The sequence below is a fragment of the Nocardia cyriacigeorgica GUH-2 genome (assembly GCF_000284035.1).
GTDB lineage: Bacteria > Actinomycetota > Actinomycetes > Mycobacteriales > Mycobacteriaceae > Nocardia > Nocardia cyriacigeorgica_B.
In genome coordinates this window covers 4,352,139-4,374,346 of record NC_016887.1, presented here as the reverse complement: position 1 = coordinate 4,374,346, position 22,208 = coordinate 4,352,139, and the positions used below count along the sequence as shown (strand labels likewise).

19 protein-coding genes are annotated in these 22,208 nt (G+C 67.2%); 12 read left to right on the top strand and 7 right to left on the bottom strand.

The genetic code is table 11. The annotated features are described in order from the left end of the window. The first annotated feature begins 12 nt into the window (after positions 1-12). The gene (gene gatB, locus NOCYR_RS19840) at positions 13-1,521 is read left to right on the top strand and encodes an Asp-tRNA(Asn)/Glu-tRNA(Gln) amidotransferase subunit GatB (RefSeq protein ID WP_048833551.1); all 1,509 of its coding nucleotides are present in this window, start codon (positions 13-15) and stop codon (positions 1,519-1,521) included. Between the two features lie 125 nt (positions 1,522-1,646). Here the strand turns inward: gatB and NOCYR_RS19835 are convergent, their stop codons facing one another. Then, positions 1,647-2,759, bottom strand: a complete 1,113-nt coding sequence (locus tag NOCYR_RS19835) for a PQQ-dependent sugar dehydrogenase (protein WP_048833550.1) — start codon at positions 2,757-2,759, stop codon at positions 1,647-1,649. 157 nt (positions 2,760-2,916) lie between these two features. On the opposite strand from NOCYR_RS19835, the gene NOCYR_RS19830 reads away from it, so the two are divergent. Continuing rightward, positions 2,917-3,804 carry a DoxX family protein gene (locus NOCYR_RS19830; protein WP_014352183.1) on the top strand — a complete coding sequence of 296 codons (888 nt, stop codon included), beginning with the start codon at positions 2,917-2,919 and terminating at the stop codon, positions 3,802-3,804. Positions 3,805-3,887: 83 nt separating this feature from the next. Here NOCYR_RS19830 and ilvD read toward each other — a convergent pair whose 3' ends face one another. Next, positions 3,888-5,729: a dihydroxy-acid dehydratase gene (ilvD, locus tag NOCYR_RS19825; protein ID WP_014352182.1), complete on the bottom strand. Its 1,842-nt coding sequence runs from the start codon at positions 5,727-5,729 to the stop codon at positions 3,888-3,890. A gap of 162 nt (positions 5,730-5,891) precedes the next feature. Then, complete coding sequence (locus tag NOCYR_RS19820) at positions 5,892-6,506, bottom strand: PH domain-containing protein (RefSeq protein ID WP_178132782.1); 615 nt, start codon at positions 6,504-6,506, stop codon at positions 5,892-5,894. Between the two features lie 332 nt (positions 6,507-6,838). Here NOCYR_RS19820 and NOCYR_RS19815 point away from each other — a divergent pair, with 332 nt between their 5' ends. The 3 genes from NOCYR_RS19815 (at position 6,839) to ilvC (ending at position 10,374) form a co-directional block, all read left to right on the top strand. Next, a complete protein-coding gene (locus tag NOCYR_RS19815; protein ID WP_014352180.1) occupies positions 6,839-8,806 on the top strand; it encodes an acetolactate synthase large subunit in 1,968 nt (655 codons plus the stop codon). Continuing rightward, the gene (gene ilvN, locus NOCYR_RS19810) at positions 8,803-9,306 is read left to right on the top strand and encodes an acetolactate synthase small subunit (RefSeq protein ID WP_014352179.1); all 504 of its coding nucleotides are present in this window, start codon (positions 8,803-8,805) and stop codon (positions 9,304-9,306) included. Before NOCYR_RS19815 ends, ilvN begins: the two co-directional genes overlap by 4 nt. A gap of 66 nt (positions 9,307-9,372) precedes the next feature. Continuing rightward, positions 9,373-10,374: a ketol-acid reductoisomerase gene (gene ilvC / locus NOCYR_RS19805; RefSeq protein ID WP_193364753.1), complete on the top strand. Its 1,002-nt coding sequence runs from the start codon at positions 9,373-9,375 to the stop codon at positions 10,372-10,374. A gap of 66 nt (positions 10,375-10,440) precedes the next feature. On the opposite strand, the gene NOCYR_RS19800 is transcribed toward ilvC, so the two are convergent. Next, on the bottom strand, positions 10,441-10,785 hold the full coding sequence (locus NOCYR_RS19800; protein ID WP_148280694.1) for a hypothetical protein: 345 nt from the start codon (positions 10,783-10,785) through the stop codon (positions 10,441-10,443). A gap of 387 nt (positions 10,786-11,172) precedes the next feature. Between NOCYR_RS19800 and NOCYR_RS19795 the strand changes: the two genes are divergently transcribed. After that, a complete protein-coding gene (locus NOCYR_RS19795; RefSeq protein ID WP_014352176.1) occupies positions 11,173-12,534 on the top strand; it encodes a DUF2252 domain-containing protein in 1,362 nt (453 codons plus the stop codon). Here the strand turns inward: NOCYR_RS19795 and NOCYR_RS19790 are convergent. Next, positions 12,464-13,207, bottom strand: coding sequence for a hypothetical protein (locus NOCYR_RS19790; RefSeq protein WP_014352175.1), 744 nt, complete (start codon positions 13,205-13,207; stop codon positions 12,464-12,466). The genes NOCYR_RS19795 and NOCYR_RS19790 overlap by 71 nt on opposite strands. Beyond that, positions 13,207-13,638 (bottom strand): VOC family protein, encoded by a 432-nt coding sequence (locus tag NOCYR_RS19785; RefSeq protein ID WP_014352174.1) that lies wholly within the window; start codon positions 13,636-13,638, stop codon positions 13,207-13,209. Before NOCYR_RS19785 ends, NOCYR_RS19790 begins: the two co-directional genes overlap by 1 nt. Before the next feature lie 158 nt (positions 13,639-13,796). On the opposite strand from NOCYR_RS19785, the gene NOCYR_RS19780 reads away from it, so the two are divergent. The 5 genes from NOCYR_RS19780 to NOCYR_RS19760 all read left to right on the top strand — a co-directional run bounded on the left by NOCYR_RS19780 (position 13,797) and on the right by NOCYR_RS19760 (position 19,873). Then, positions 13,797-14,768, top strand: coding sequence for a GlxA family transcriptional regulator (locus tag NOCYR_RS19780; protein WP_014352173.1), 972 nt, complete (start codon positions 13,797-13,799; stop codon positions 14,766-14,768). Between the two features lie 39 nt (positions 14,769-14,807). After that, the gene (locus tag NOCYR_RS19775) at positions 14,808-15,695 is read left to right on the top strand and encodes an AAA family ATPase (protein ID WP_048833549.1); all 888 of its coding nucleotides are present in this window, start codon (positions 14,808-14,810) and stop codon (positions 15,693-15,695) included. A gap of 187 nt (positions 15,696-15,882) precedes the next feature. Beyond that, positions 15,883-17,259 (top strand): vWA domain-containing protein, encoded by a 1,377-nt coding sequence (locus NOCYR_RS19770; protein ID WP_014352171.1) that lies wholly within the window; start codon positions 15,883-15,885, stop codon positions 17,257-17,259. Positions 17,260-17,453: 194 nt separating this feature from the next. Then, positions 17,454-18,638, top strand: a complete 1,185-nt coding sequence (locus NOCYR_RS19765; RefSeq protein ID WP_014352170.1) for an AAA family ATPase — start codon at positions 17,454-17,456, stop codon at positions 18,636-18,638. Continuing rightward, positions 18,635-19,873: an McrC family protein gene (locus NOCYR_RS19760; RefSeq protein ID WP_014352169.1), complete on the top strand. Its 1,239-nt coding sequence runs from the start codon at positions 18,635-18,637 to the stop codon at positions 19,871-19,873. The genes NOCYR_RS19765 and NOCYR_RS19760 overlap by 4 nt, the downstream gene beginning before the upstream one ends. Here NOCYR_RS19760 and NOCYR_RS30590 read toward each other — a convergent pair. Further along, positions 19,815-20,315: a hypothetical protein gene (locus tag NOCYR_RS30590; RefSeq protein ID WP_231855967.1), complete on the bottom strand. Its 501-nt coding sequence runs from the start codon at positions 20,313-20,315 to the stop codon at positions 19,815-19,817. The genes NOCYR_RS19760 and NOCYR_RS30590 overlap by 59 nt on opposite strands. 586 nt (positions 20,316-20,901) lie before the next feature. Here NOCYR_RS30590 and NOCYR_RS19750 point away from each other — a divergent pair. Then, positions 20,902-22,191 carry a hypothetical protein gene (locus NOCYR_RS19750; RefSeq protein ID WP_158430180.1) on the top strand — a complete coding sequence of 430 codons (1,290 nt, stop codon included), beginning with the start codon at positions 20,902-20,904 and terminating at the stop codon, positions 22,189-22,191. Positions 22,192-22,208: the final 17 nt, after the last annotated feature.

The window sequence follows — 22,208 nt, the reverse complement described above, 5'->3', positions numbered from 1 at the left end:
AGACTGTTCGCCATGAGCGCACCTACCGTCGAACTGATGGATTACGCCGATGTCGTGACCCGGTACGAGCCGGTGCTGGGCATGGAGGTTCACGTCGAGCTGTCCACCGCGACCAAGATGTTCTGCGGGTGCCCCACCGAGTTCGGCGCCGAACCGAATACCCAGGTGTGCCCGGTGTGCCTCGGCCTGCCCGGCTCGCTGCCGGTGGTCAACGAGAAGGCCGTCGAATCGGCCATCCGCATCGGCCTGGCGCTCAACTGTTCGATCACCCCGTGGGGCCGGTTCGCGCGCAAGAACTACTTCTACCCGGACCAGCCGAAGAACTACCAGATCAGCCAGTACGACGAGCCCATCGCCACCGACGGGCACCTGGACGTGGTGCTCGACGACGGCAGCACCTTCCGCGTCGACATCGAGCGCGCGCACATGGAAGAAGACACCGGCAAGTCGGTGCACATCGGCGGTGCCACCGGCCGCATCCACGGCGCCAGCCATTCGCTGCTCGACTACAACCGGGCCGGGGTGCCGCTGATCGAGATCGTCACCAAGCCGATCACAGGCGCGGGGGAGCGGGCGCCGGAGGTGGCCCGCGCCTACGTCACGGCGCTGCGTGATCTGCTGAAGTCGCTGCACGTCTCCGATGTGAAGATGGAGCAGGGTTCGCTGCGCTGCGACGCCAACGTCTCGCTGATGCCGGTCGGCGCAACCGAATTCGGTACCCGCACCGAGACCAAGAACGTCAACTCGTTGCGCAGCGTCGAGGTCGCGGTCCGCTACGAGATGCGCCGCCAGGCCGCGGTGCTGGCCTCCGGCGGCTCGATTGTGCAGGAGACCAGGCATTTCCACGAGGCCGACGGCTCCACCTCGCCCGGCCGCCGCAAGGAGACCGCCGAGGACTATCGCTACTTCCCCGAGCCCGACCTGCGTCCGGTCGCCCCGGACGCCGACTGGATCGAGCAGCTGCGCACCACGATCCCCGAATACCCGTGGTTGCGCCGGGCCCGCATCCAGTCCGACTGGGGTCTGTCGGATGAGGTGATGCGCGATCTGGTCAACGCCGGCGCGCTCGATCTGATCATCGCCACCGTCGACGCGGGCGCACCGGCCAACGAGGCCCGCTCCTGGTGGGTGGCCTACCTGACCGAGAAGGCCAAGGAACGCGAGGTCGCGCTCGAAGACCTGCCGATCACGCCCGCACAGGTGGCCGAGGTCATCAAGCTGGTCGAGGCCAAGACGGTGAACAACAAGGTCGCCAAGCAGGTCGTCGACTTCGTGCTGGCCGGTGAGGGCGATCCGGCGCAGATCGTGGAGGCCAAGGGCCTGGGCATGGTCAGCGACGAGGGCGCCCTGCAGGCCGAGGTCGACAAGGCGCTGGCCGCCAACCCCGATATCGCCGACAAGATCCGCTCCGGCAAGGTGCAGGCCGCAGGCAAGATTGTCGGCGACGTCATGAAGGCCACCCGCGGCCAGGCCGACGCCGCCCGCGTGCGCGAGCTTGTGCTGGCCGCCTGCGGGGCCTGATCTTTCGCAAGGGAGAACGCCCGTCCGCTGGTCTGCGGACGGGCGTTCTGCTGTGGGCGCGCTGTGTTTGCTGGGCCTGTCCGGTCACCGCGAACATTCGCGATGACCGGGACTGCGAGCCGGGATCAGTCCGGACCGCCACCACCCGCGGCCGGTGGCGGAATCCGCACCACGCGGTCGTCGAATGGGCCGGGCGTACCGCCCTCGTTCTTGTTGACCGTCGACACCCAGATGGTCCCGTCGCCGCCAGACGCGGCGCCGCTGAGCTGCCCGTACTTGTCCTGCGCGACCAGGGTCGGGGCCGCGGTCACCGCGTGGGTGTCCGGATCGGTGACGGCCAGCGCCAGCGCCTTCGCACCGGTGAGCGCGATCGCCACACCGTCGGCGGCGGCCGCGCAGCCGGCGACGCCGGGACGGTCCGGCCAGGTCCACGCCGTGCTGACGGCGCCGTCGGGTGCCAGCCGCTGCAGCCGGTCCTCGGTGGCGGTGCGGTCGGTGATCCAGGCGCCCTGGGTGGTGTCCATGCAGATGTCGCCGGCGGTGCCGATCCCGGAGATGACCACCTCCGGTGAGGCCGAGCCGCCGGGGCTGGGCGAGTTCACCCGCAGCAGCTTGCCCGCCAGCGACGACTGCGCCGCGGCCGCGCCGGGATTGCCCGCGTCGCCGGTCAGCACCAGCAGCCGGTCCGGCGCGGTGAACTCGATGGCCCCGCGATTGCCGGTGGCGCCCTTCGGGATTCCGGTCAGCACCGGCTTCGGCGGGCCGCCGCCCGGCGCGATCCGCACCACCCGGTTGTCGCTGCCGGTGGTGATGTAGGCGTAGAGCAGGCCGTCCTCGCCGTAGGTGGGCGACAGCGCGAGATCGGTCAGGCCGCCGTCGCCGGAACCGTCGACCTCGACGCGCGCGATCTCCACCGGCGGCTGCTCGGGCACCACTTTCAGGATGCGCCCGGTGCGCCGCTCGGTGACCAGCGCGGAACCGCCGAGTGAGACCAGGCCCCCGGTGGTGTCGAGGCAGGTCGCCACCACGGCCGGATCCGGGTCGATACACGGCCCGCTCGGGCGGGTGGTCGAGGTCGGCGGCTGGTCGGGTTTCTTCGGTTCGATATTCGCGCCGTGCAGCGTCGGCTCGGGCGTGAACGGACTGGACGCGGAGTCGTCGAACCGCGCGCAGCCACCCAGCAGCATCGAGCCGAGCACCACCCCCACCACCAAGCGCCTCGCGCCAACCGACTTCATACCCCAAACGTAACGGAAACCTCCGCCCGCGCGCCTGTCGCGGGTGCACTGCGATCTCGCGTGCGACAGCCGGCCCGGTGTGGCCGAAACAGGTCAACCGGACACGCCGTCGGCCGAGAGGGTTAACCGGCGGGCCCTCGCGGCTTAGGCTGAACGGGTGAGCGACAAGTCGAAAGACGAGCCCGAATCCGCCGCGAGCACGGCGGAGCAGCGGGCGGTGTCATCGTCGGAGGGCGGCGTCGGCAGCCCCTACGATTCACCGACCGGCGAGTTCCCCGCGGTGGGCGCCGACCGTCCGAAGATGACCAAGCAGATCCCGCGCACCGAGGAGGAGCTAGGGCTCGACCCCGACGTCGACGCCCCCGGCTCCGGCCCCGCGGCCGCCAAGGACGCCGACGCGAAGAGCGCCGACCCCGACGCCACCTACGCCTACGCGAGCATCCCGCCCGCCGCCGCCCCACCCGCCGGTGCGGGCACCAACCGGGTGCGCAGCCGCAACGGCGACAACCGGCGCGGCACCCTCGATCTCGGCCTGTTCCTGCTGCGCCTGGTCGTCGGCGGCACCTTCCTCTACCACGGCATGCAGAAGCTGGCGGGCTGGTTCGACGGGCCCGGCATCGACGGCACCCGCCAGATGATGGAGAAGGGCGGCTGGGATCATCCGTCGCTGTCGGCCGCGATGCTCATCGCCGGTGAGGTCGGCGGCGGCATCCTGCTCATCCTCGGCCTGGCCACTCCGCTGGCCGCGGGCGCCGTGCTGGCCGTCATCCTGGACGCCTGGGCCTGGAAACAGGGCATGCATCCGGACTTCCAATACACCCAGGGCACCGGCGCGGTCGAGCTGGAGACCATCCTCGCGGGCACCGCCGCGGTCATCATCCTGACCGGCCCCGGTCGCTGGGCACTGGACCGTAACCGCGGCTGGGCCACCCGTCCCGCCTGGGGTTCGTTCGTCGTGCTGCTGCTCGCGATCGCCGCGGCGGCGGGTGCCTGGTGGTACCTGCACGGCGGCAACCCACTGGTCGGCATCGGCCCCTTTGACTGAGCGGCCGCGAGATCTGACCAGAAGGGCGCTCCCGTCACTCGACGGGAGCGCCCTTCTTCATGGCCTGATTTGTTCGGCCACCACTACTTCACGTACCGCACCGCACCTTTATCGGCCGAGGTCGCCATCGCCGCGTACGCGCGCAGCGCGGTGGTCACCGGGCGGTCGCGGTTGACCGGCTGCCAGGGATTCTCCCGCGCCTCCATCTTGGCGCGACGTTCGGCCAGCACCGCGTCGTCGACCAGCACCTCCAGGGTGCGGCTGGTGACGTCGATGCGGATTTGATCGCCGTCCTCCACCAGCCCGATGACGCCGCCGCTGGCCGCCTCGGGGGAGATGTGGCCGATCGACAGGCCCGAGGTGCCGCCGGAGAAGCGGCCGTCGGTGATCAGCGCGCATTCCTTGCCGAGGCCCGAGCCCTTCAGGAACGCGGTGGGGTGCAGCATCTCCTGCATGCCCGGGCCGCCGGCGGGGCCTTCGTAGCGCACCACGATCACATCGCCCGGCTTGATCTTCTTGGCCAGGATCACCGACACGGCCTCCTCCTGGGATTCGACCACCACCGCCGGGCCCTGGAAGGTGAACAGCTCCTCGTCGATGCCCGCGGTCTTGAGGATCGCGCCGTCGGGGGCGATATTGCCGCGCAGCACGACCAGTCCGCCCTCGGCGGTGTAGGCGTGCTCGAGGTCGCGGATGCAGCCGCCCGCGGCATCGGTGTCGAGCGAGGACCAGCGGTTGTCGGTGGAGAACGGCTCGGTGGTGCGCACCCCGCCCGGCGCCGCGTGGAACAACTCGATGGCTTCCGCGGAGGCCTTGCCGGAGCGGATGTCCCAGGTGTCGAGCCATTCGTCGAAGCTCGCGGTGTGCACCGTGGTGACGTCGGTTTCCAGCAGGTTCGCCCGCCGCAGCTCGCCCAGCAGGGCGGGGATGCCGCCGGCGCGGTGCACGTCTTCCATGTGGTAGTCGGAGTTCGGCGACACCTTCGACAGCGTCGGCACCCGGCGGCTGATCTCCTCGATGGTGTTCAGGTCGAAGTCGATCTCACCCTCCTGTGCCGCGGCCAGCGTGTGCAGCACGGTGTTGGTGGATCCGCCCATCGCCACATCCAGTGCCATCGCGTTGCGGAAAGCCTTGGCGTTGGCGACATTGCGCGGCAGCACCGAGGCGTCGTCGTCGCGGTACCAGCGGGTGGCGATGTCGATGATGACCCGGCCGGCCTTCTCGAACAGCGCCCGGCGCGCGGCGTGCGTGGCGAGGGTGGAACCGTTGCCCGGCAATGCCAGACCGAGCGCCTCGGTCAGGCAGTTCATCGAGTTCGCGGTGAACATGCCCGAGCAGGAACCACAGGTGGGGCAGGCGCTGCGCTCGACCTCGCCGAGCCCTTCATCGGTGACCGCGGAGTTGGCGCTGGCCGAGATCGCGGTGACCAGGTCGGTGGGTGCCTGCGCGACACCGCCGACCACGACGGCCTTTCCGGCCTCCATCGGACCACCGGAGACGAACACCGCCGGGATGTTGAGCCGCATCGCGGCATTGAGCATGCCGGGGGTGATCTTGTCGCAGTTGGAGATGCACACCAGCGCGTCGGCGGTGTGCGCGTTCACCATGTATTCCACCGAGTCGGCGATGATCTCGCGGCTGGGCAGCGAGTACAGCATGCCGCCGTGGCCCATCGCGATGCCGTCGTCGACGGCGATGGTGTGGAATTCGCGCGGCACACCACCGGCTTCGCGCACCGCGTCGGCGACGATCTCGCCGACGTTCTTCAAGTGCACGTGCCCGGGCACGAATTGGGTGTAGGAGTTGGCGATGGCGACGATCGGCTTACCGAAATCGGAGTCGGTCATACCGGTGGCCCGCCACAGCGCGCGGGCGCCTGCGGCATTGCGGCCGATGGTGGTGGTTCGGGAACGAAGCGGTGGCATGGGTGAGTCCTCGGGTGGGTCGCGGGGGCTGGGATGCGACGACGTCGAGCGGCTCGGCGGATCGGCCGGGGATGCCCGGCGGTCCGGCCGACGCACTGCTCGGCGTTCCTCGACGTTACTCCCGTACCGGGCACGGGCTGTGTGCCGGTGGGGGAGCGCAGATCAGCTGCCCGGGGTGGTGTCGGTATCGCGTGCGGCCGCGGTATCGGCCTCGCTGGGGCTCGGTGTGTCGCCGCCCGTTGTCGGGTCGGCGCCCGAGTCGGGCTCGGTGGTGCCGGTGGTAGCGGCGTCCGCCGATTCGATCGGTTCCGCGGGCCCGGCGAACGGGTCGGGGATTCGTCCACCCGAAGCGTCCACCAGTTCGCGCAACCGGTCGTAGCTTACCGCCGGTAGTTTGGCCTCGCTGTCGTCGTCGAGGTGTACTCGGACATACCCACGCTTGGGAATGCGGATGCCGCGTACCTGCGCCCAGTCGATGTGGCGGGAGCCGAAGACCGTGCGCAGATCCAGGCCCGCGCCGGAGACGGTGGTCTGGGTGCGCAGAATCCACACCGACACCGCGATCGGCAGGGCGAACAGCCACCACAGCGCGGCGGGCCAGCCGACGAACGGGAAGAACACGCACAGCACCAGCACCAAGACGCCGATGAAGTTCAGCCGTGTGATGCGGATGACACGGGTCGGTGTGACCTCGCTCGCCTGACCACCCGTATCCGTCGTCGCGTCGGACGTGTGGGACGATTTAGCCGGTGGCACGGACTGATGCGGTGATGACACACCACCATCCTCGCATCATGGTGGACGGACTCGAGCACCCACTGTCGTCCCACATAATGGGACGGCGTAGGCCAGCAGTTTGACTCTTCACCTCACGCACAAATACCGTCATGCGCGTGAATCGAAACGAGTTGCTCGTAATCGGCCGGCGCGTCCAGCGTTGAGCCCGACTACCTGATACGTCAGCTCGCACTGCGACGCGCCACCCTCGAACAGCCATGGGCTGTCGGGGGCTTTTTTGTGTTCGGACCATGACCGCTGTCCGGACGGGCAGGCTCCGCCACTCGCGGCTCGCCCGGGGTCATAACGACAAGAGGTAAGGAACCAAGACGGTGAGCGCACCAACCGCCCGGCCGGGGCCCTCGGCCCGCAGGCCCGCGCCTTCGGCGAACCAGCCGGCTGCTGCCGGCACTCCCGCGACGAACACGGCCAACCGCCGCCAGCTCCCGCCCGAGCGGGTCACCGGCGCGCAGTCGGTCGTCCGCTCGCTCGAGGAGCTCGGCGTCGACACCGTATTCGGTATTCCCGGCGGCGCCATCCTGCCTGTCTACGACCCGCTGTTCGATTCGACGCGGGTGCGCCACGTGCTGGTGCGCCACGAGCAGGGCGCCGGCCACGCCGCTACCGGATACGCCCAGGCCACCGGCAAGGTCGGGGTCTGCATGGCGACCTCCGGCCCCGGCGCCACCAACCTGGTCACCCCGATCGCCGACGCCCAGATGGACTCGGTGCCGATCGTGGCGATCACCGGTCAGGTCGGTCGCGGCCTCATCGGTACCGACGCGTTCCAGGAAGCCGACATCTCCGGCATCACCATGCCGATCACCAAGCACAACTTCCTGATCACCGACGGCGCCGACATCCCGCGCATGATCGCCGAGGCGTTCTACCTGGCCGCCAGCGGGCGCCCGGGCGCAGTCCTGGTCGACATCCCCAAGGACGTGCTGCAGGCGCAGACCACCTTCAGCTGGCCGCCGGAGATGCGGCTGCCCGGCTACCGCCCGGTCACCAAGCCGCACGGCAAGCAGGTGCGCGAGGCCGCGCGGCTGATCGCCGAGGCCAAGGCGCCGGTGCTCTACGTCGGCGGCGGCGTGATCAAGGCCGACGCCTCGGCCGAGCTGGTGGAGCTGGCCGAGCTGACCGGCATCCCGGTGGTCACCACGCTGATGGCGCGCGGTGCCTTCCCCGACAGCCACCGCCTGCACTGCGGCATGCCCGGTATGCACGGTTCGGTGGCCGCGGTGGCGGCGTTGCAGAAGTCGGACCTGCTGATCACCCTCGGCGCCCGCTTCGACGACCGCGTCACCGGTCAGCTGGACTCCTTCGCGCCCGGCGCCAAGGTCATCCACGCCGATATCGACCCGGCCGAGATCGGCAAGAACCGCCACGCCGACGTGCCGATCGTCGGTGACTGCCGCGAGGTCATCATCGAGCTGATCGAGACCCTGAAGTCCGATCCGGCCCAGACCATGCCGTTCGAGCTCACCGAATGGTGGACCTACCTCGACGGCATCCGCGACGCCTACCCGCTGGGCTGGACCGCGCCCAGCGACGGCTCGCTCTCGCCGGAGTACGTCATCGACGCGCTCGGCCGCCTGGCCGGACCGGACGCGATCTACTGCGCCGGCGTCGGCCAGCACCAGATGTGGGCCGCCCAGTTCATCAAGTACGAGAAGCCGCGCACCTGGCTCAACTCCGGTGGTCTCGGCACCATGGGCTACGCCGTGCCCGCCGCGATGGGCGCCAAGATGGGCGCACCGGACAAGGAAGTCTGGGCGGTCGACGGTGACGGCTGCTTCCAGATGACCAACCAGGAGCTGGCCACCTGCGCGGTGGAGGGCGTGCCGATCAAGGTCGCGCTGATCAACAACGGCAACCTCGGCATGGTCCGCCAGTGGCAGACCCTGTTCTACGAGGAGCGCTACTCCAACACCGACCTCGGCACCCACACCCTGCGCATCCCCGACTTCGTCAAGCTGGCCGAAGCGCTGGGCTGCCACGGCATCCGGGTCGAGAAGGAAGAAGACGTCGAGGCCGCGATCCGGGAGGCGCAGTCGATCAACGACCGCCCGGTCGTCATCGACTTCATCGTCGGCAAGGACGCCCAGGTGTGGCCGATGGTCGCCGCGGGCACCAGCAACGACGAGATCATGGCCGCGCGCGGCATCCGGCCGTTGTTCGACGAGGACGAGACCGCCGCCGAGCCGGCCGTCATCCATGAGGCGCTGTCGCATGACCGCACCCAGGCCGGCCGTCCCGCCGACGCCGCCGCACCGACCAGCGAGGGGAACCAAGAATGAGCAGCACCCACACCCTCAGCGTCCTCGTCGAGGACAAGCCGGGCGTGCTGGCGCGAGTGGCGAGCCTGTTCTCTCGCCGCGGCTTCAATATCGAATCGCTGGCGGTCGGCGGCACCGAGGTGCCCGACATCTCCCGGATGACGATCGTCGTCACCGTCGAGGACCTGCCGCTCGAGCAGGTGACCAAGCAGCTCAACAAGCTGGTCAACGTCATCAAGATCGTCGAGCAGGATGCCGAGGCCTCGGTGGCGCGTGAGCTGATCCTGGTGAAGGTGCGCGCCGACGCCAGTGTGCGCACCCAGGTGATCGAGGCCGTTACGCTCTTCCGGGCGAAGGTCATCGACGTGTCCCCGGACGCGCTCACCGTCGAGGCGACCGGGACCCGGTCCAAGCTCGACGCGCTGCTGCGGATGCTGGAACCGTACGGCATCCGTGAGATCGTGCAGTCCGGTGTGGTGGCGGTCGGCCGTGGGCCGAAGTCGATCACCGCGACCCGCTGAGCTACCGCGAAACAAATCTTTACTAACGCCTATCAAGTGAGAAGGGAACCAACAGTGGCAGTCGAGATGTTCTACGACGACGATGCCGATCTGTCGATCATCCAGGGCCGCAAGGTCGCGGTGATCGGTTACGGCAGCCAGGGCCACGCGCACTCGCTGAGCCTGCGCGATTCCGGCGTCGAGGTCCGGGTCGGCCTCGCCGAGGGCTCGAAGTCGCGGCCGAAGGCCGAGGAGGCCGGGCTGACCGTCGGCACCCCCGCCGAGGTTTCCGCGTGGGCCGACGTGATCATGGTGCTGGCCCCCGACACCGCGCAGGCGTCGATCTTCACCAACGACATCGAGCCGAACCTGAAGGACGGCGACGCGCTGTTCTTCGGCCACGGCCTCAACATCCACTTCGGCCTGATCAAGCCGCCGGCCAACGTCACCATCGGCATGGTCGCGCCGAAGGGCCCGGGCCACCTGGTGCGTCGTCAGTTCGTCGACGGCAAGGGTGTTCCCGCGCTGATCGCGGTCGACCAGGACCCGAAGGGTGAGGGCCAGGCGCTGGCGCTGTCCTACGCCAAGGGCATCGGCGGCACCCGCGCGGGCGTCATCAAGACCACCTTCAAGGAAGAGACCGAGACCGACCTGTTCGGTGAGCAGGCCGTGCTCTGCGGTGGCACCGAGGAACTGGTCAAGACCGGTTTCGAGGTCATGGTCGAGGCCGGTTACGCGCCGGAGATGGCCTACTTCGAGGTGCTGCACGAGCTGAAGCTGATCGTCGACCTGATGTACGAGGGCGGCATCGCGCGGATGAACTACTCGGTCTCCGACACCGCCGAGTTCGGTGGCTACCTGTCGGGCCCGCGGGTCATCGACGCCGACACCAAAAAGCGCATGCAGGACATCCTCAAGGACATCCAGGACGGCACCTTCGTCAAGCGCCTGGTCGCCAACGTCGAGGGCGGCAACAAGGAGCTCGAGGCGCTGCGCAAGCAGAACGCCGAGCACCCGATCGAGGTCACCGGCGCCAAGCTGCGCGGCCTGATGAGCTGGGTCGATCGCCCGATCACCGAAACCGCGTAAGTTTCGCAGTCGCGAAAGGGCCCGTTCGCCACTGGCGGACGGGCCCTTTCGGCTGTGTGGATCAGCTCACCGGCCGAACGATCCACTCGGCAGCAGTTGCTGCAACAGCCGCCACAGCGGGTCGTGGCCGCGGCCGCGATCCCAATCCCAGTCACGGTCCCACTTCTTGTCGTGGTCCCACTTGCGATCGTGATCCCACTTCTTGTCGTGATCCCACTTGCGGTCGTGATCCCACGGGTTGTCCCAATCGCGGTGCGGCCGATCGACCTGGGTGAGGCCCGGTGGCGCCGTCGCAGGATCGGCCGCGGCCGGAACCGCTACCGCCGCCAGCGGAAACACTGTGATGGCGCCGGCGACGGCGACGCGGGCCGCCGTGCGGCGCAATGCCGTGGACGATGTAGTCGTGAACACCTTCGTTTCCTTTCCAGCCGGCCGCGATGCACCCGATCGCAGCCCTTCGCCGTGACTCGAGGCCCTGGCCGTGGGTCCGGGACGTGCGCGGTTCGCGCGAAGCAGGCGGGAGCGCGCACGCGTTCCGAGGCGGTTCGGGCTCGGATGGACACCGGATCCCGGCCGGCCGACGAGGTCGGGGATGGGGCCGAGCAGCGGTGACACATGTCCTACTCTTGCGTACTCGAGCGCAAAGGTCACGGGTGCGAGCAGGTTTGTGGTCGAGGATCATTCGAATGGATGAGGCGTCCCCTGACCGGGCATACCGGACGGGTCGGTGGCAATAGGGGACACACCGGATTTCGCGGCGTCGTTGTGCTGTCCGGGCCGGCGGGCAAGACTGAGACGATGACGGAGACGGCGGCCGATCCCGCGTCCTCGACGCCCGCGCGTGACGGCCGGGCGGTGCGTTCGCAGCTGCCCCGCTCGGCGTTGGGCCAGTTGCACCTCGCCCCCGACCGCGATCCGATCGCCATCCTCGAACACCAGGCATCCACCCGCGTCCCGGAGCTGGTGCCGATCCGCTACGCCCGGATGGCGGCCGGCCACTTCCCGTTCCTGCGCGGCGCGCCCGCGATCATGGCCGCCGACCTGGCCGCCGCCCCGAACACCGGCTTGACCGTGCAACTGTGCGGCGACGCCCACCTGTCCAATTTCGGTGTCTTCGCCTCGCCGGAGCGATCGCTCGTGTTCGACCTCAACGATTTCGACGAGACGCTGCCCGGCCCGTTCGAATGGGACGTCAAACGGCTGGTGGCCAGTATCGCGGTCGCCGCCAGGGCCAACGGCTTCGGCGACGACGAGGCGGCAGCGGCGGCGCGCACCGCGGCCTCGGCCTACCGCGAGTGCATGCGCCGCCTGGCCGGCCACGACTCTCTCGATGTCTGGTACGAGCAGGTCGACGCCGACACCCTGGTCGAGCTGGTCGATAAACCGAAGCGCCGCAGGAACGTCGAGAAAACCCTGGACGCCGCCCGCCGGCGCACCAGCCTCCAGGCCCTGCGCAAACTCACCGAGCCCGGACGCGACGGCGTGCCCCGCATCCGGCATCAGCCACCGCTGCTGACGCCGGTCGAGCAGGCCGATGCCGACGCCGTCGAGGAGGTGTTCGCCGCCTATCGCCGCACCCTGCCCGAGGAGCGCCGGGTACTGGTGAACCGCTACCGGATCGTGGATTTCGCCCGCAAAGTGGTCGGGGTCGGCAGTGTCGGCACCCGCTGTTTCGTGGTGCTGCTGGTCGACCGCGACACCGGCGGCCCGCTGTTTCTCCAGGTGAAGGAGGCCGAGGAGTCGGTGCTCGCGCCGCATCTGGCGCCGAGCGTGTTCCGCAATCACGGTCATCGGGTGGTGCATGGGCAGCGGTTGTTGCAGACCTCGAGCGATATCTTCCTCGGCTGGATCACCGGGCCACAGGACCGCCACTTCTACTGGCGCCAGCTGCGCGATATGAAGGGCTCGGCCGAGATCGACAACATGTCCCGCGCCGGCCTGCGCCAGTACGCCGCACTGTGCGGGCACACCTTGGCCCGCGCTCATGCCCGCTCGGGCGACCGCGTCGCCATCGCCGCCTACCTGGGTTCCGGCGATCCGTTCGACCGCGCCATGGCCGCCTTCGCCCTCGCCTACGCCGATCAGACCGTCAGCGATCACCGAGCGCTGGTCGCGGCCATCGAATCCGGACGCGTCGCAGCTGCGGCGAACCCGTACTGAACCGCGGCGTGGACGGGCCGCGCAGGCATTGGGTAGCGGTGCGGGTCGCGGTCTGGCGCGCGGTGAGCCCGGCCATCTCGAACTGCTCCATGGCGGCGTCGAGTTCGAACAAGTCGTTGTCGCCGAAGACATTCGCCACCGTCTCATGGGTGACCGCGCCGATCTCGGCCGCGCAGATCAGCGTGATGGCGTCGGCGCGCTGGTCGTCGTTGGGGCGGCCGGTGGCCAGGCAGGTGATCAGCTCGGCGACCGAATCCGTGGTCCACACCCCGGGCAACGCGGCGGCCGATTGCGCCACCGGTGGCGAATCGGCGCGATACCAGCGCCCGGCGTCCCACCAGTAGCAGAACGTGGTGAGCCCGGTGTCGGCGTGCGGGTTGAGCATCGGGTCGACGGCCCAGTCCGGTGGTTCGGGGTGCGGCGGCGGGGCGTCGTCGTCGCAGGACAGCGCCGATGCGGTCCACACGCCACCGGAGAGCACCGCGCGGCCGCCGGGCAGCGCGTACAGCGTGGATCCACTGTTGCCCGCACTCTCGAACCACGCCAGCGACGGCAACATTCGCGGACCCCACTGCGAACCGGATGCGGCGAAGGCGGCCGACATCGCCGCCCACCGGGCCCACAGTTGCGGGAAGGGCGGCAGATCGACCTCGGTACAGGTGGACGCGCCCATCAGATCGCCGCGGTCAGTTCGAGGTGGATGCCGTCGGGGTCGTTGAAGCCGAGGATCGCGATACCGAACTGGTCCATCTCGACGATGTCGCCGTGCTCCACGCCGGCCTCGTCGAAGCGGGCCATGGCCTTGATCAGGTCCTCGCGCGAGTCGACGGTGAAGCTGAGATGGTCGAGTCCGACGCGTTCGGAATCGAAATGGTCGTCCGGGTCGGCGACCGGCCGCAGGCCGAGCAGCATGCCGCCGGGTGTCTGGAACACCACTCCGCCGTAGAGCTGGAAGCGGTCGGCGCGCACCAGCGGGTCGGCCGGACTGCCCGGGGATTCGGCCGCCACCTCGAAACCGAGGACGTCTTCGTAGAACTCACGTGAGCGTGCCAGATCGGTGACCGTCAAGCGGATGTGGTGGACGATGCTGGTGGCGAGCGACATGCGGGTCTCCGATGGGCTGGTCGGGCGGCGGACGACGGCTCGGGGCTGTCGAGGTGAGCGGGCCGAACAACTGTGCGACCGCTCACTCGCAGTGACACTATGCGGCCCGTCGAGCATCACCGAGTGTCGGAAACGACATATTCAGTACTATTTCCGACATGGATGTCGGGGTCTTCGTGATGGATGGCGTGGCCGACTTCGGTCTGGCTGCCCTGCTGGAAACGTTCAACACCGCCAACGGCGCTCGCGACCAGCTCGAGACTCCGCCCGCGCCGTGGCGGGTGCGCGCCCTGTCCTTCGGCGACAGCGTCACCTCCGGGCACGGGCACACCATCGCGACGACGCCGCTGGTCGACGGTGTCGAACCCGACATGATGATCGTGCCCGCGGTTCAGGTGCTCGATCCCGACCCGCTGGTAGAGCTGGTGACCTCGGCCCGTAGCAAGCCGGTGCTGGAGCGGATCCGGCAGGTATACGAGCACGGCTCGCATGTCGCCGGTGCCTGCTCGGGGACGTTCTTCCTGGCCGAAGCCGGTGTGCTGGACGGATCTTCGGCGACCACCAGCTGGTGGCTGGGCCCGACGTTCCGGCGCCGTTATCCGCAGATCGCGCTCGACGAGAGCCGGATCCTGTGCCGCGGCCCGCGCGTCAGCACCGCCGGCGCCGCGCTGTCGCATATGTATCTCGCGCTGGGCCTGGTGCAATCGGTGAGTCCGGCGCTGGCCGAGCTCACCAGCCGCTATCTCATCGCGGGCAGCGGGCGCAAGCAGAGCGATTTCGTGCTGCCCGAGATCATCGCCCGCGGCAATTCGGTGACCGCGGCCTTCGAACGCTGGGTGCGCGACCATCTGGCCGAACAGTTCCTGATCTCCACCGCCGCGCAGGCGATCGGCGTCACCGAACGCAGCCTGCAACGCGCGACCCACGCCGAGCTCGGGATGTCACCCCGCGACTTCGTCAACGACATCCGCCTGGAACGCGCCGCACACCTGCTGCGCACCACCGATCTGACGCTGGACGCGGTCGCGGCGCGGGTGGGCTATCTGAACGCCGGGACCTTGCGTGGTCTGGTGAAGCGTCGTCGCGGGGTGTCGATCGCGGAGCTGCGCGCGTCACCGCTCGCATGGTGATCGGGCACCTGTCATCGAGGCGTTTTACACTGTCTACTGATGAGTAACTTCTTTGCCTCGGTGGATGAGGTGACGCGCCGGCTCACCGAGGCCGGCTATCTGCCGTCCACCGATATCGCCACCGCCGTGTTCCTCGCCGGGCATCTGGGCAAGCCGCTGCTCATCGAGGGCCCCGCCGGCGTCGGCAAGACCGAACTGGCCAAGGCCATCGCCGCCACCGCCGCGGCCGAGCTGATCCGATTGCAGTGCTACGAGGGCATCGACGAGGCGCGCGCCCTCTACGAGTGGAACCACGCCAAACAGCTGCTGCGCATCACCGCCACCGAGGGCGAGGGCTGGGACAGCACCCGCGAGCACGTCTTCACCGAAGAGTTCCTGCTCTCGCGCCCGCTACTGGCCGCCATCCGCAACCCCGAGCCGACGGTGCTGCTCATCGATGAACTCGACAAGGCCGACGTCGAACTCGAGGGTCTGCTGCTCGAAGTGCTCGGTGACTATCAGGTGAGTATCCCCGAACTCGGCACCGTCACCGCTGTTCGCACACCGTTTGTCATCCTGACCTCCAACGCCAACCGCGAGCTGTCGGAGGCGCTGAAGCGGCGCTGCCTGTATCTGCATATCGACTATCCGACGGCCGAATTGGAACGCGCCATCGTCCGGTTGCGGGTGCCCGAGCTCGATGCGTCCTTGGCCGAACCCGTCGTGCGCACTGTCGGCGCGCTCCGGCAATTACCGCTGCGCAAGGCGCCGTCGGTCGCCGAAACCGTCGATTGGGCGCGGACTCTCGTCGCGTTGGGAGCGCGCAGGCTCACCGGTGGGGTGGTGCGGTCGACGCTGGGCGTGCTGCTGAAGCATCAGTCCGATCATCGGGTCGCGGTGGATCGGCTCGAGCTCGGTGAGGTAGACGCGGTCGGGGAGTCGGCGTGAGGCGAGTGGCGGGCGAAGCGCGCGCTGACACCACACCCCGATCGGCCCATAGCGTCGATGGGCAGCGCGCCGGACATGCTCGAATCACGATGCTCTCCGCCGTGGTTCGCGGGGCTGGGCCGCGCCGCATCGGGGCCGACAGATGACGCCGTCCGCGCCGCGAACCGGTAATCGCGCAGCCGAATCCATGACCGATCGGCTGGTCGACTTCGTCACCCTGCTGCGCGAACACGGCATCACCGCCGGCCCCAGCGAAACCATCGACGCCGCCGAAGCCATCGTCGCTCTCGGCACCGGCAACCCCGACCAACTGCGCTCCGGCCTCGCCGCGACCCTGTTGCGCCGCAACGGCCAACGCTCGGTCTTCGACCAGCTATTCGACCTCTACTTCCTCGGCCGCGGCGGCTTCGGCGAAGTGCGCGAACCGAATACCGACGCCGTCGAAACCCTGCGCGACGAACTCGTCAGCACCCTCGCCGCCGACAACCCCGACGCCACCACCGAACTCGCCCGCCGCGCGCTCACTGAACTCGGCGGCTACGGCAGCGGGGGACAGGGTGCGGGCGCCTCCGGTGTGGTCACCACCGCCTCCGGCGCCGGCTGGTCGTCCTACCTGACCTTGAAGGCGCTCCAACCGGACGATCTCGTCGAACGCATCGTCTCCCGAATGGGCGCCCCCACCGGCGAATTCGACACCGCCGTGCACACCATCGAAGCCGACCGCCGCCTGCGCGCCTTCCGCACCGCCCTGCAAACCGAGGCCCGCATCCGCTCCGCCGACCTGCGCGGCACCGACTACATCGCTCGCCGCGGTGTCGAATCCAGCACCGACCGCATCGATTTCCTCGGCGCCCGCGAACAAGACCTCGCCGACATGCGCCGCCTGGTCCACCCGCTGGCCCGCAAACTCGCCACCCGCCTCGCCGCCCGCCGCCGCAAGGCCGTCCGCGGCCAGATCGACCTGCGCCGCACTCTGCGCGCGTCCATGTCCACCGGCGGCGTCCCCGTCACCCCCGTGCTGCGCGCCCGCAAACACGGCCGCCCCGACCTCGTCGTCCTGGCCGACCTCTCCGGCTCGGTCACCGGCTTCGCCGAATTCACCCTCCTGCTGGTCGCCGCCCTGCAAGACCAGTTCAGCCGCGTCCGCAGCTTCGGCTTCATCGACACCTGCGCCGAAATCACCCCCTGGTTCACCCCCGGCACCCCACCCACCCCCGACCTCACCGCCCGCATCATCCGCGAATCCGGCGTCACCCGCTTCGGCAGCAGCAACTACGGCGAAGCCCTGGCCGGCTTCACCACCAACCACCTGGACGCCCTAGGCCCCCGCACCTCCCTGCTCATCCTCGGCGACGCCCGCACCAACCGCACCGCCCCCAACCTCCCCGCCCTCTCCCTCATGCTCGACAAGGCCAAACACGCCTACTGGCTCAACCCCGAACCCGCCCGGTCTTGGAATACCGGGGACTCCGCCGCCCATCTATACGCGGAGCTCGTCACGATGCACGAGTGCCGGAACGTCGTGCAGTTGGCGGAGGTAATCGGGAGACTTCTGCCGGCGTGAGCTCGAGAGGCGGCGCGGCGGACTGCCGACTGGATCGTCGCCGGTCGCAACCACCTGTCCTGTCAGAGGTTGAAGCTAGTCTGATTCAGTTGGTCCAGAACACCGTTGATCACGAGGACCACGGTCCGGTGGTCGAAGCGGTCGCCTGACCATACGCTGATTTGCAGGTACACAGCAGGGGAGCACTGGTAGTCATGGCCCGAATCCGCGAGATCGTTCCGAGTACCCAGAATATTCGTGCACACCGAATCGAAGATGCAGTCACCTGCCAATACAAGGTCATCGACGACGAAAACGGCGAGACGCTGCTCCATCTGTCCACTTTCGGCTCGCAACAGCGTCAGTCGTCACCCAAGAGCAGCCAATCGATCCAACTGAGCCGCGAGAACGCGGCGGACCTGATCACGATCATCGCCAAGACCTTCGGCTTCGATCTGGGATCGTCGGAGCTGGTCGCTGCCGAGGACGAGGCGAGTTCCTCCCATGTTGACCCCGTGTTCGCAGAGGCAACCGACGCGCTCGCGGAGGCCGTGTTCATGCCCAAGGGCTGGCTACAGGAATGCATTGATCTACTACGTGATCGGCCGCAACTGATCTTCTACGGGCCACCGGGGACCGGAAAGACCTACCTGGCCAAGGCCATTGCCAAGCATCTGTGTGACGAACGAAACGTCAAGGTAGTCCAGTTCCACCCGTCCTACTCGTATGAAGATTTCTTCGAAGGTCTACGCCCCGTGCAGACCGAGGATGGACAAATCGCCTACGACATACGGCGCGGCCCGCTGCGGGAGATCGCCGATCGGGCGCGGCAGGATCCAGGTAATTTGTACGCACTGGTCATCGACGAGGTGAATCGAGGCAACCTGTCGAAGATCTTCGGCGAACTGTACTACCTGCTCGAATATCGGGACGAGAGTATCAATCTCCTGTACTCGGACAAGGTCGAGATGTTCAGATTGCCCAAGAATGTCTTGATTATCGGAACGATGAACCGGGTTGATCGATCCATCGCAATGGTGGACGCTGCAATTCGCCGGCGCTTTGCTTTCGTCCACCTGCACCCGACCGAAGAACCCACGAGGAATGTGCTGCGGAGTTGGCTGCTGGCACGCGGATATGGGGAACGCGTCGCCGACATAGCGGACGAGCTGAACAACATGATCGAGGATGAGGACTTCAAGATCGGTCCGTCCTACTTTATGCGAGATACGATGACCACACGCGCCGGTCGGGACATGACCTGGAGAACGTCGATCATCCCGCTGCTCGAGGAGTGTCATTTCGGCACACCGGGCATCAATGTCCGCGACCTCTACTCGCTCGAAAAGATCGAGCAGCGGGTGAGTGGAAAGGGCGCCGGATCGGGCAGTTCGGCGTGAGTGGTTCAGTCGATCTCTACGAAGAGGGCGCCAGCGATCCGATCTCCCTGTCCGACGCCGAGTATCAGGCGCTCCGAGATTTGGGTCTGGTCTCGATCACGCGCAGTTCGGACGGACGATGCCGCCTGAAAGCCGCCAAGAAAGTCGGGTCCGTGCGGGTGGGGGAAACGCAAATCAATGTCCACCCGAAGATCACCGAACTGAAGAGGTTGTTGTTCTTCATCGGCTACGCCAGCAACCCCTCGATATGGCGGGAAGAATTCGTCAATCTCGAGCAGGCGGACGGACTTTTCCCTGCTGTGTCGGAATCGTTCGTGCGTTTGGCGTCAAAGGCATTCGGTCGAGGTCCCCTCCAGGGATATCGAGCCACATTCGACTCGCTGGCATTCGTTCGCGGTCGAGTTCGCTTCCACGAACAGGTGACCAGGAACTTCGGGCTGCCGGTTCCGATTGCGATGGAGTACGACGAATACACGATGGACATCGCGGAGAATCGGCTCGTGCTGCTCGCGACGTTGCGCCTGCTCAGCATGCCGGAGGTCGGCCGCGAGACCAGGAAACAACTGACCAGGATTCGGCGGGTGCTCGATGAGATCACCGTGGTCGACGCCCACGACGCTCGCGCGTCGTGGACGGCTTCGCGACTGAACAGCCGGTACCACGATCTGCTCCGCCTGACCGAGGTCATCCTCCAGAACTGCTCGTTCGACCAAAGCAATGGTGGTCTTTCGGTATCGGCGTTCATGTTCGATATGTGGAAGGTGTATGAGGATTTCGTCACCAATGCGCTGAGCATGGCGATGCGCAGGTTCGGTGGGGTACCGGCTCTACAGTCCAAGCGCTTCTTGGACGAGGGGTCGACCATCAAACTGATCCCTGATCTGGTCTGGTGCGACAGGAACGGAGTCGAACCGGTCGCCGTTGTGGATGCCAAGTACAAGGCGGAACGACCCAAGGGCTTCCCGGAGGCAGATCTCTACCAGATGCTCGCTTACTGCTCGGTTCTCGGGCTGCGGGAGGGGCATTTAGTGTATGCCCGTGGAAATGAGCCTGTCCGCACCCACGTGATTCGAACGTGTGGAATAACAATTCGTTGCCATGCGCTCGATCTTGGTTTGCCGCCAGGAGAGTTACTCGACTCGATCGATTCCCTCGCGCAGGTCATCCTTCAGGGCCCTATGGAGGTTCGTAGCCGTGTGACGGGTCGAGCCAATCCTCCTCTCCGCGTCCGGTGATGTAATCGCCGCCCGGGGGGTCCCCGTAGTGACGCAGCAACACTCGGCGGGCGTTGGGTGAAGCGATACGGAGGGCGTCATCACGGACTTCACACCAGTCGTCCCAAGTCCAACCTGCGCCAGCGTCGACGACGAAGATCACAGCCGATTGTTCGATACCGCCCACGAGAACGTGGATATCCAAGGGTCCGTCCGGGTCGCGGGCGACAATGACTTCGATCGATCGACCGGACGCATGTGGTGAGATGATGCGGTCGCTGGTTTCGATCGCCTCGGAGTCGCTGCCGCGATTCTCGGCGATGAAGCTGCCTAGCAAGCTGTTGACCGGTCGCGCGTCGCAGGTCGTCGCAATCTCGTCTGGCCAACCGTCCGCACCCAGCTGCGACCATGATCCATCGCTGAATTGCACCCAGGTACCGCCCTCGTCAGCCGGTTCGATCATCGGTTCTCCCATCCGGCCAGGTGCTTTTCGGCTCGGATATCAGGGGCCAACACTCCTGAATCGGCAAGCATGCGATAGGCGGCCCGCTTTCTGGGACACGTTGCGATATCGCATGTGAGATGACCGCGCATCACCTGTTGGGCCGCAACGACACTCAGTGTGCTGGTGGGACCGTCATGAGGCCAGCCGATCGGCCACAATTCGGGATCCATGGCGGCCTCCTCGGAATTGCGCAGGATGTCGCCGGCAGGCACTGAACGGCTGTACCCGGGGATGGGTCGATTCAGGGCTGACCAGGTAATGCAAGTCAGTAGGAACACGCTGACCGCTGCGAGCAATGCAGGCATGTTGAACCTCGCTGTGTGCTATATGAATTGGGAGCCACCCGGGCACCGAGGAGGGGCGCCTGGCGCCGGGGGCTGTTCGAGCGTCGCCGATCGGTGGTTCCTTTCCCAGGTACGGAACCGCACGGAATCAACACGGATGTCTGACCGGTGCTCCTCGCGCCGGAAGAAGGGGGTAGTCGATGATTGTCTGTACGTGGACGGGCGCCGAGGTGAAAGCTCTTCGGACCGTGGCTATGCGGATGACGCAGGAGCGATTCGCCGAGCGGGTGGGCTATGAACCGCCTACGATCCGGAAATGGGAGCGCGCAACGGCGGCGAGACCGGTTCGTGGTGAGTCCGCCGAGGCACTCGATAGCGTGTTGGCCGGATTGGATGCTGAACAGCTCGCTCGTTTCCAGGCAGTGGTCGGTGGTGGTTTCGGGGCGCTAGATGTCCTGGCAATCGGTCCGGCAACCGGTGCCGGTGGCGATAGCCTGGACTCAGGCATTCCGACCGGGGCATGGGAAGTCGAGGTCGATGAGATGAAGCGACGTGAGTTCGGCATCTTCTGCGGGGCGGCTGTAGTGGGTCCAGCCATGAATCTATCGGTGAGCGGTGGGCGCATCGGTGTCAGTGACGCTGCGCGATTGATGGCCGAAGTCGACACGCTCGCCGAGCGCGAGCAGGCAGTCGGCGGTGGCGCATTGGTGCGGCAGGCGGTCGTCGGCTTGAATCGCGCGAAAGCTGTGCTGGAGGCCTGGGAGTTCACGGAGCGGGCAGGTAAGGCGTACATCAGCGCAGTCGGTGAACTCGCGACCATCGCAGGCTGGCTCGCTTTCGACGCGGATATGCACGAGCTGGCGCGGTGCTGTTACACGGAAGCGTTCGCACTGGCTGGTGAATCGGGCGACGATCAGCTCACCGTGCATCTGTGTCTGAACGTCGCCAACCAAGTAGTGGCCCTCAGTCGGATCGGCCAGGCAAATCCGCACCGCGCGCTAGGACTTGTCGAGCGAGCGAAAGAGCTGACTGGGAAGCAACCACCAGGGCGTATTCATGCCTTGATTGCGGCACGCGAAGCGCAGTCGTACGGCGTTCTCGGGGACCGGTCGGGTTTCAGGCGCGCCATTGCGACAGCATGGCGGGAGTTCGAACACGCGATGGAGCATGAGGCGTTCGACGAGTGTCCTTTATGGCTGCGTTTCGTCACTGAGACCGAGGTGCGATGCCATGAGGCAACAGGTGTCGGCGCCCTCGGCGATCTACGGAAGTCGCTCGAACTGTCGGCTGACCTTGCCCTCGACCACTCGGGAGCGCGAAACTCGGCGGCTTATCGCGCTGGCTGGACGGCCGCCCTTGCCCGCGTCGGAGACGTCGGAACAGCTGTGGAGCAAGCACTCGATGTGCTCGTTGAACTCGAACGATCTGTCTCTTCGACCCGGACACTTCGGATCCTCGAGCCGGTTCGGGTCGCTGCCGAAGGTCGATCCGACGATGAGTTCAACCGGCGGTTCGATGAATTGGTACAGCGGTCGGCGGTTGCGATATGACATCGAAAGGACGCAGA

Coding starts and splice junctions, on each gene's coding strand:
- NOCYR_RS19780 (WP_014352173.1), top strand. CDS start 13,797: ATGGATGTCGGGGTCTTCGTGATGGATGGCGTGGCCGACTTCGGTCTG.
- ilvD (WP_014352182.1), bottom strand. CDS start 5,729: ATGCCACCGCTTCGTTCCCGAACCACCACCATCGGCCGCAATGCCGCA.
- NOCYR_RS19770 (WP_014352171.1), top strand. CDS start 15,883: ATGACCGATCGGCTGGTCGACTTCGTCACCCTGCTGCGCGAACACGGC.
- NOCYR_RS19765 (WP_014352170.1), top strand. CDS start 17,454: ATGGCCCGAATCCGCGAGATCGTTCCGAGTACCCAGAATATTCGTGCA.
- ilvC (WP_193364753.1), top strand. CDS start 9,373: ATGTTCTACGACGACGATGCCGATCTGTCGATCATCCAGGGCCGCAAG.
- NOCYR_RS19750 (WP_158430180.1), top strand. CDS start 20,902: ATGACGCAGGAGCGATTCGCCGAGCGGGTGGGCTATGAACCGCCTACG.
- NOCYR_RS19785 (WP_014352174.1), bottom strand. CDS start 13,638: ATGTCGCTCGCCACCAGCATCGTCCACCACATCCGCTTGACGGTCACC.
- gatB (WP_048833551.1), top strand. CDS start 13: ATGAGCGCACCTACCGTCGAACTGATGGATTACGCCGATGTCGTGACC.
- NOCYR_RS19790 (WP_014352175.1), bottom strand. CDS start 13,207: ATGGGCGCGTCCACCTGTACCGAGGTCGATCTGCCGCCCTTCCCGCAA.
- NOCYR_RS19775 (WP_048833549.1), top strand. CDS start 14,808: ATGAGTAACTTCTTTGCCTCGGTGGATGAGGTGACGCGCCGGCTCACC.
- ilvN (WP_014352179.1), top strand. CDS start 8,803: ATGAGCAGCACCCACACCCTCAGCGTCCTCGTCGAGGACAAGCCGGGC.
- NOCYR_RS30590 (WP_231855967.1), bottom strand. CDS start 20,315: ATGATCGAACCGGCTGACGAGGGCGGTACCTGGGTGCAATTCAGCGAT.
- NOCYR_RS19835 (WP_048833550.1), bottom strand. CDS start 2,759: ATGAAGTCGGTTGGCGCGAGGCGCTTGGTGGTGGGGGTGGTGCTCGGC.
- NOCYR_RS19795 (WP_014352176.1), top strand. CDS start 11,173: ATGACGGAGACGGCGGCCGATCCCGCGTCCTCGACGCCCGCGCGTGAC.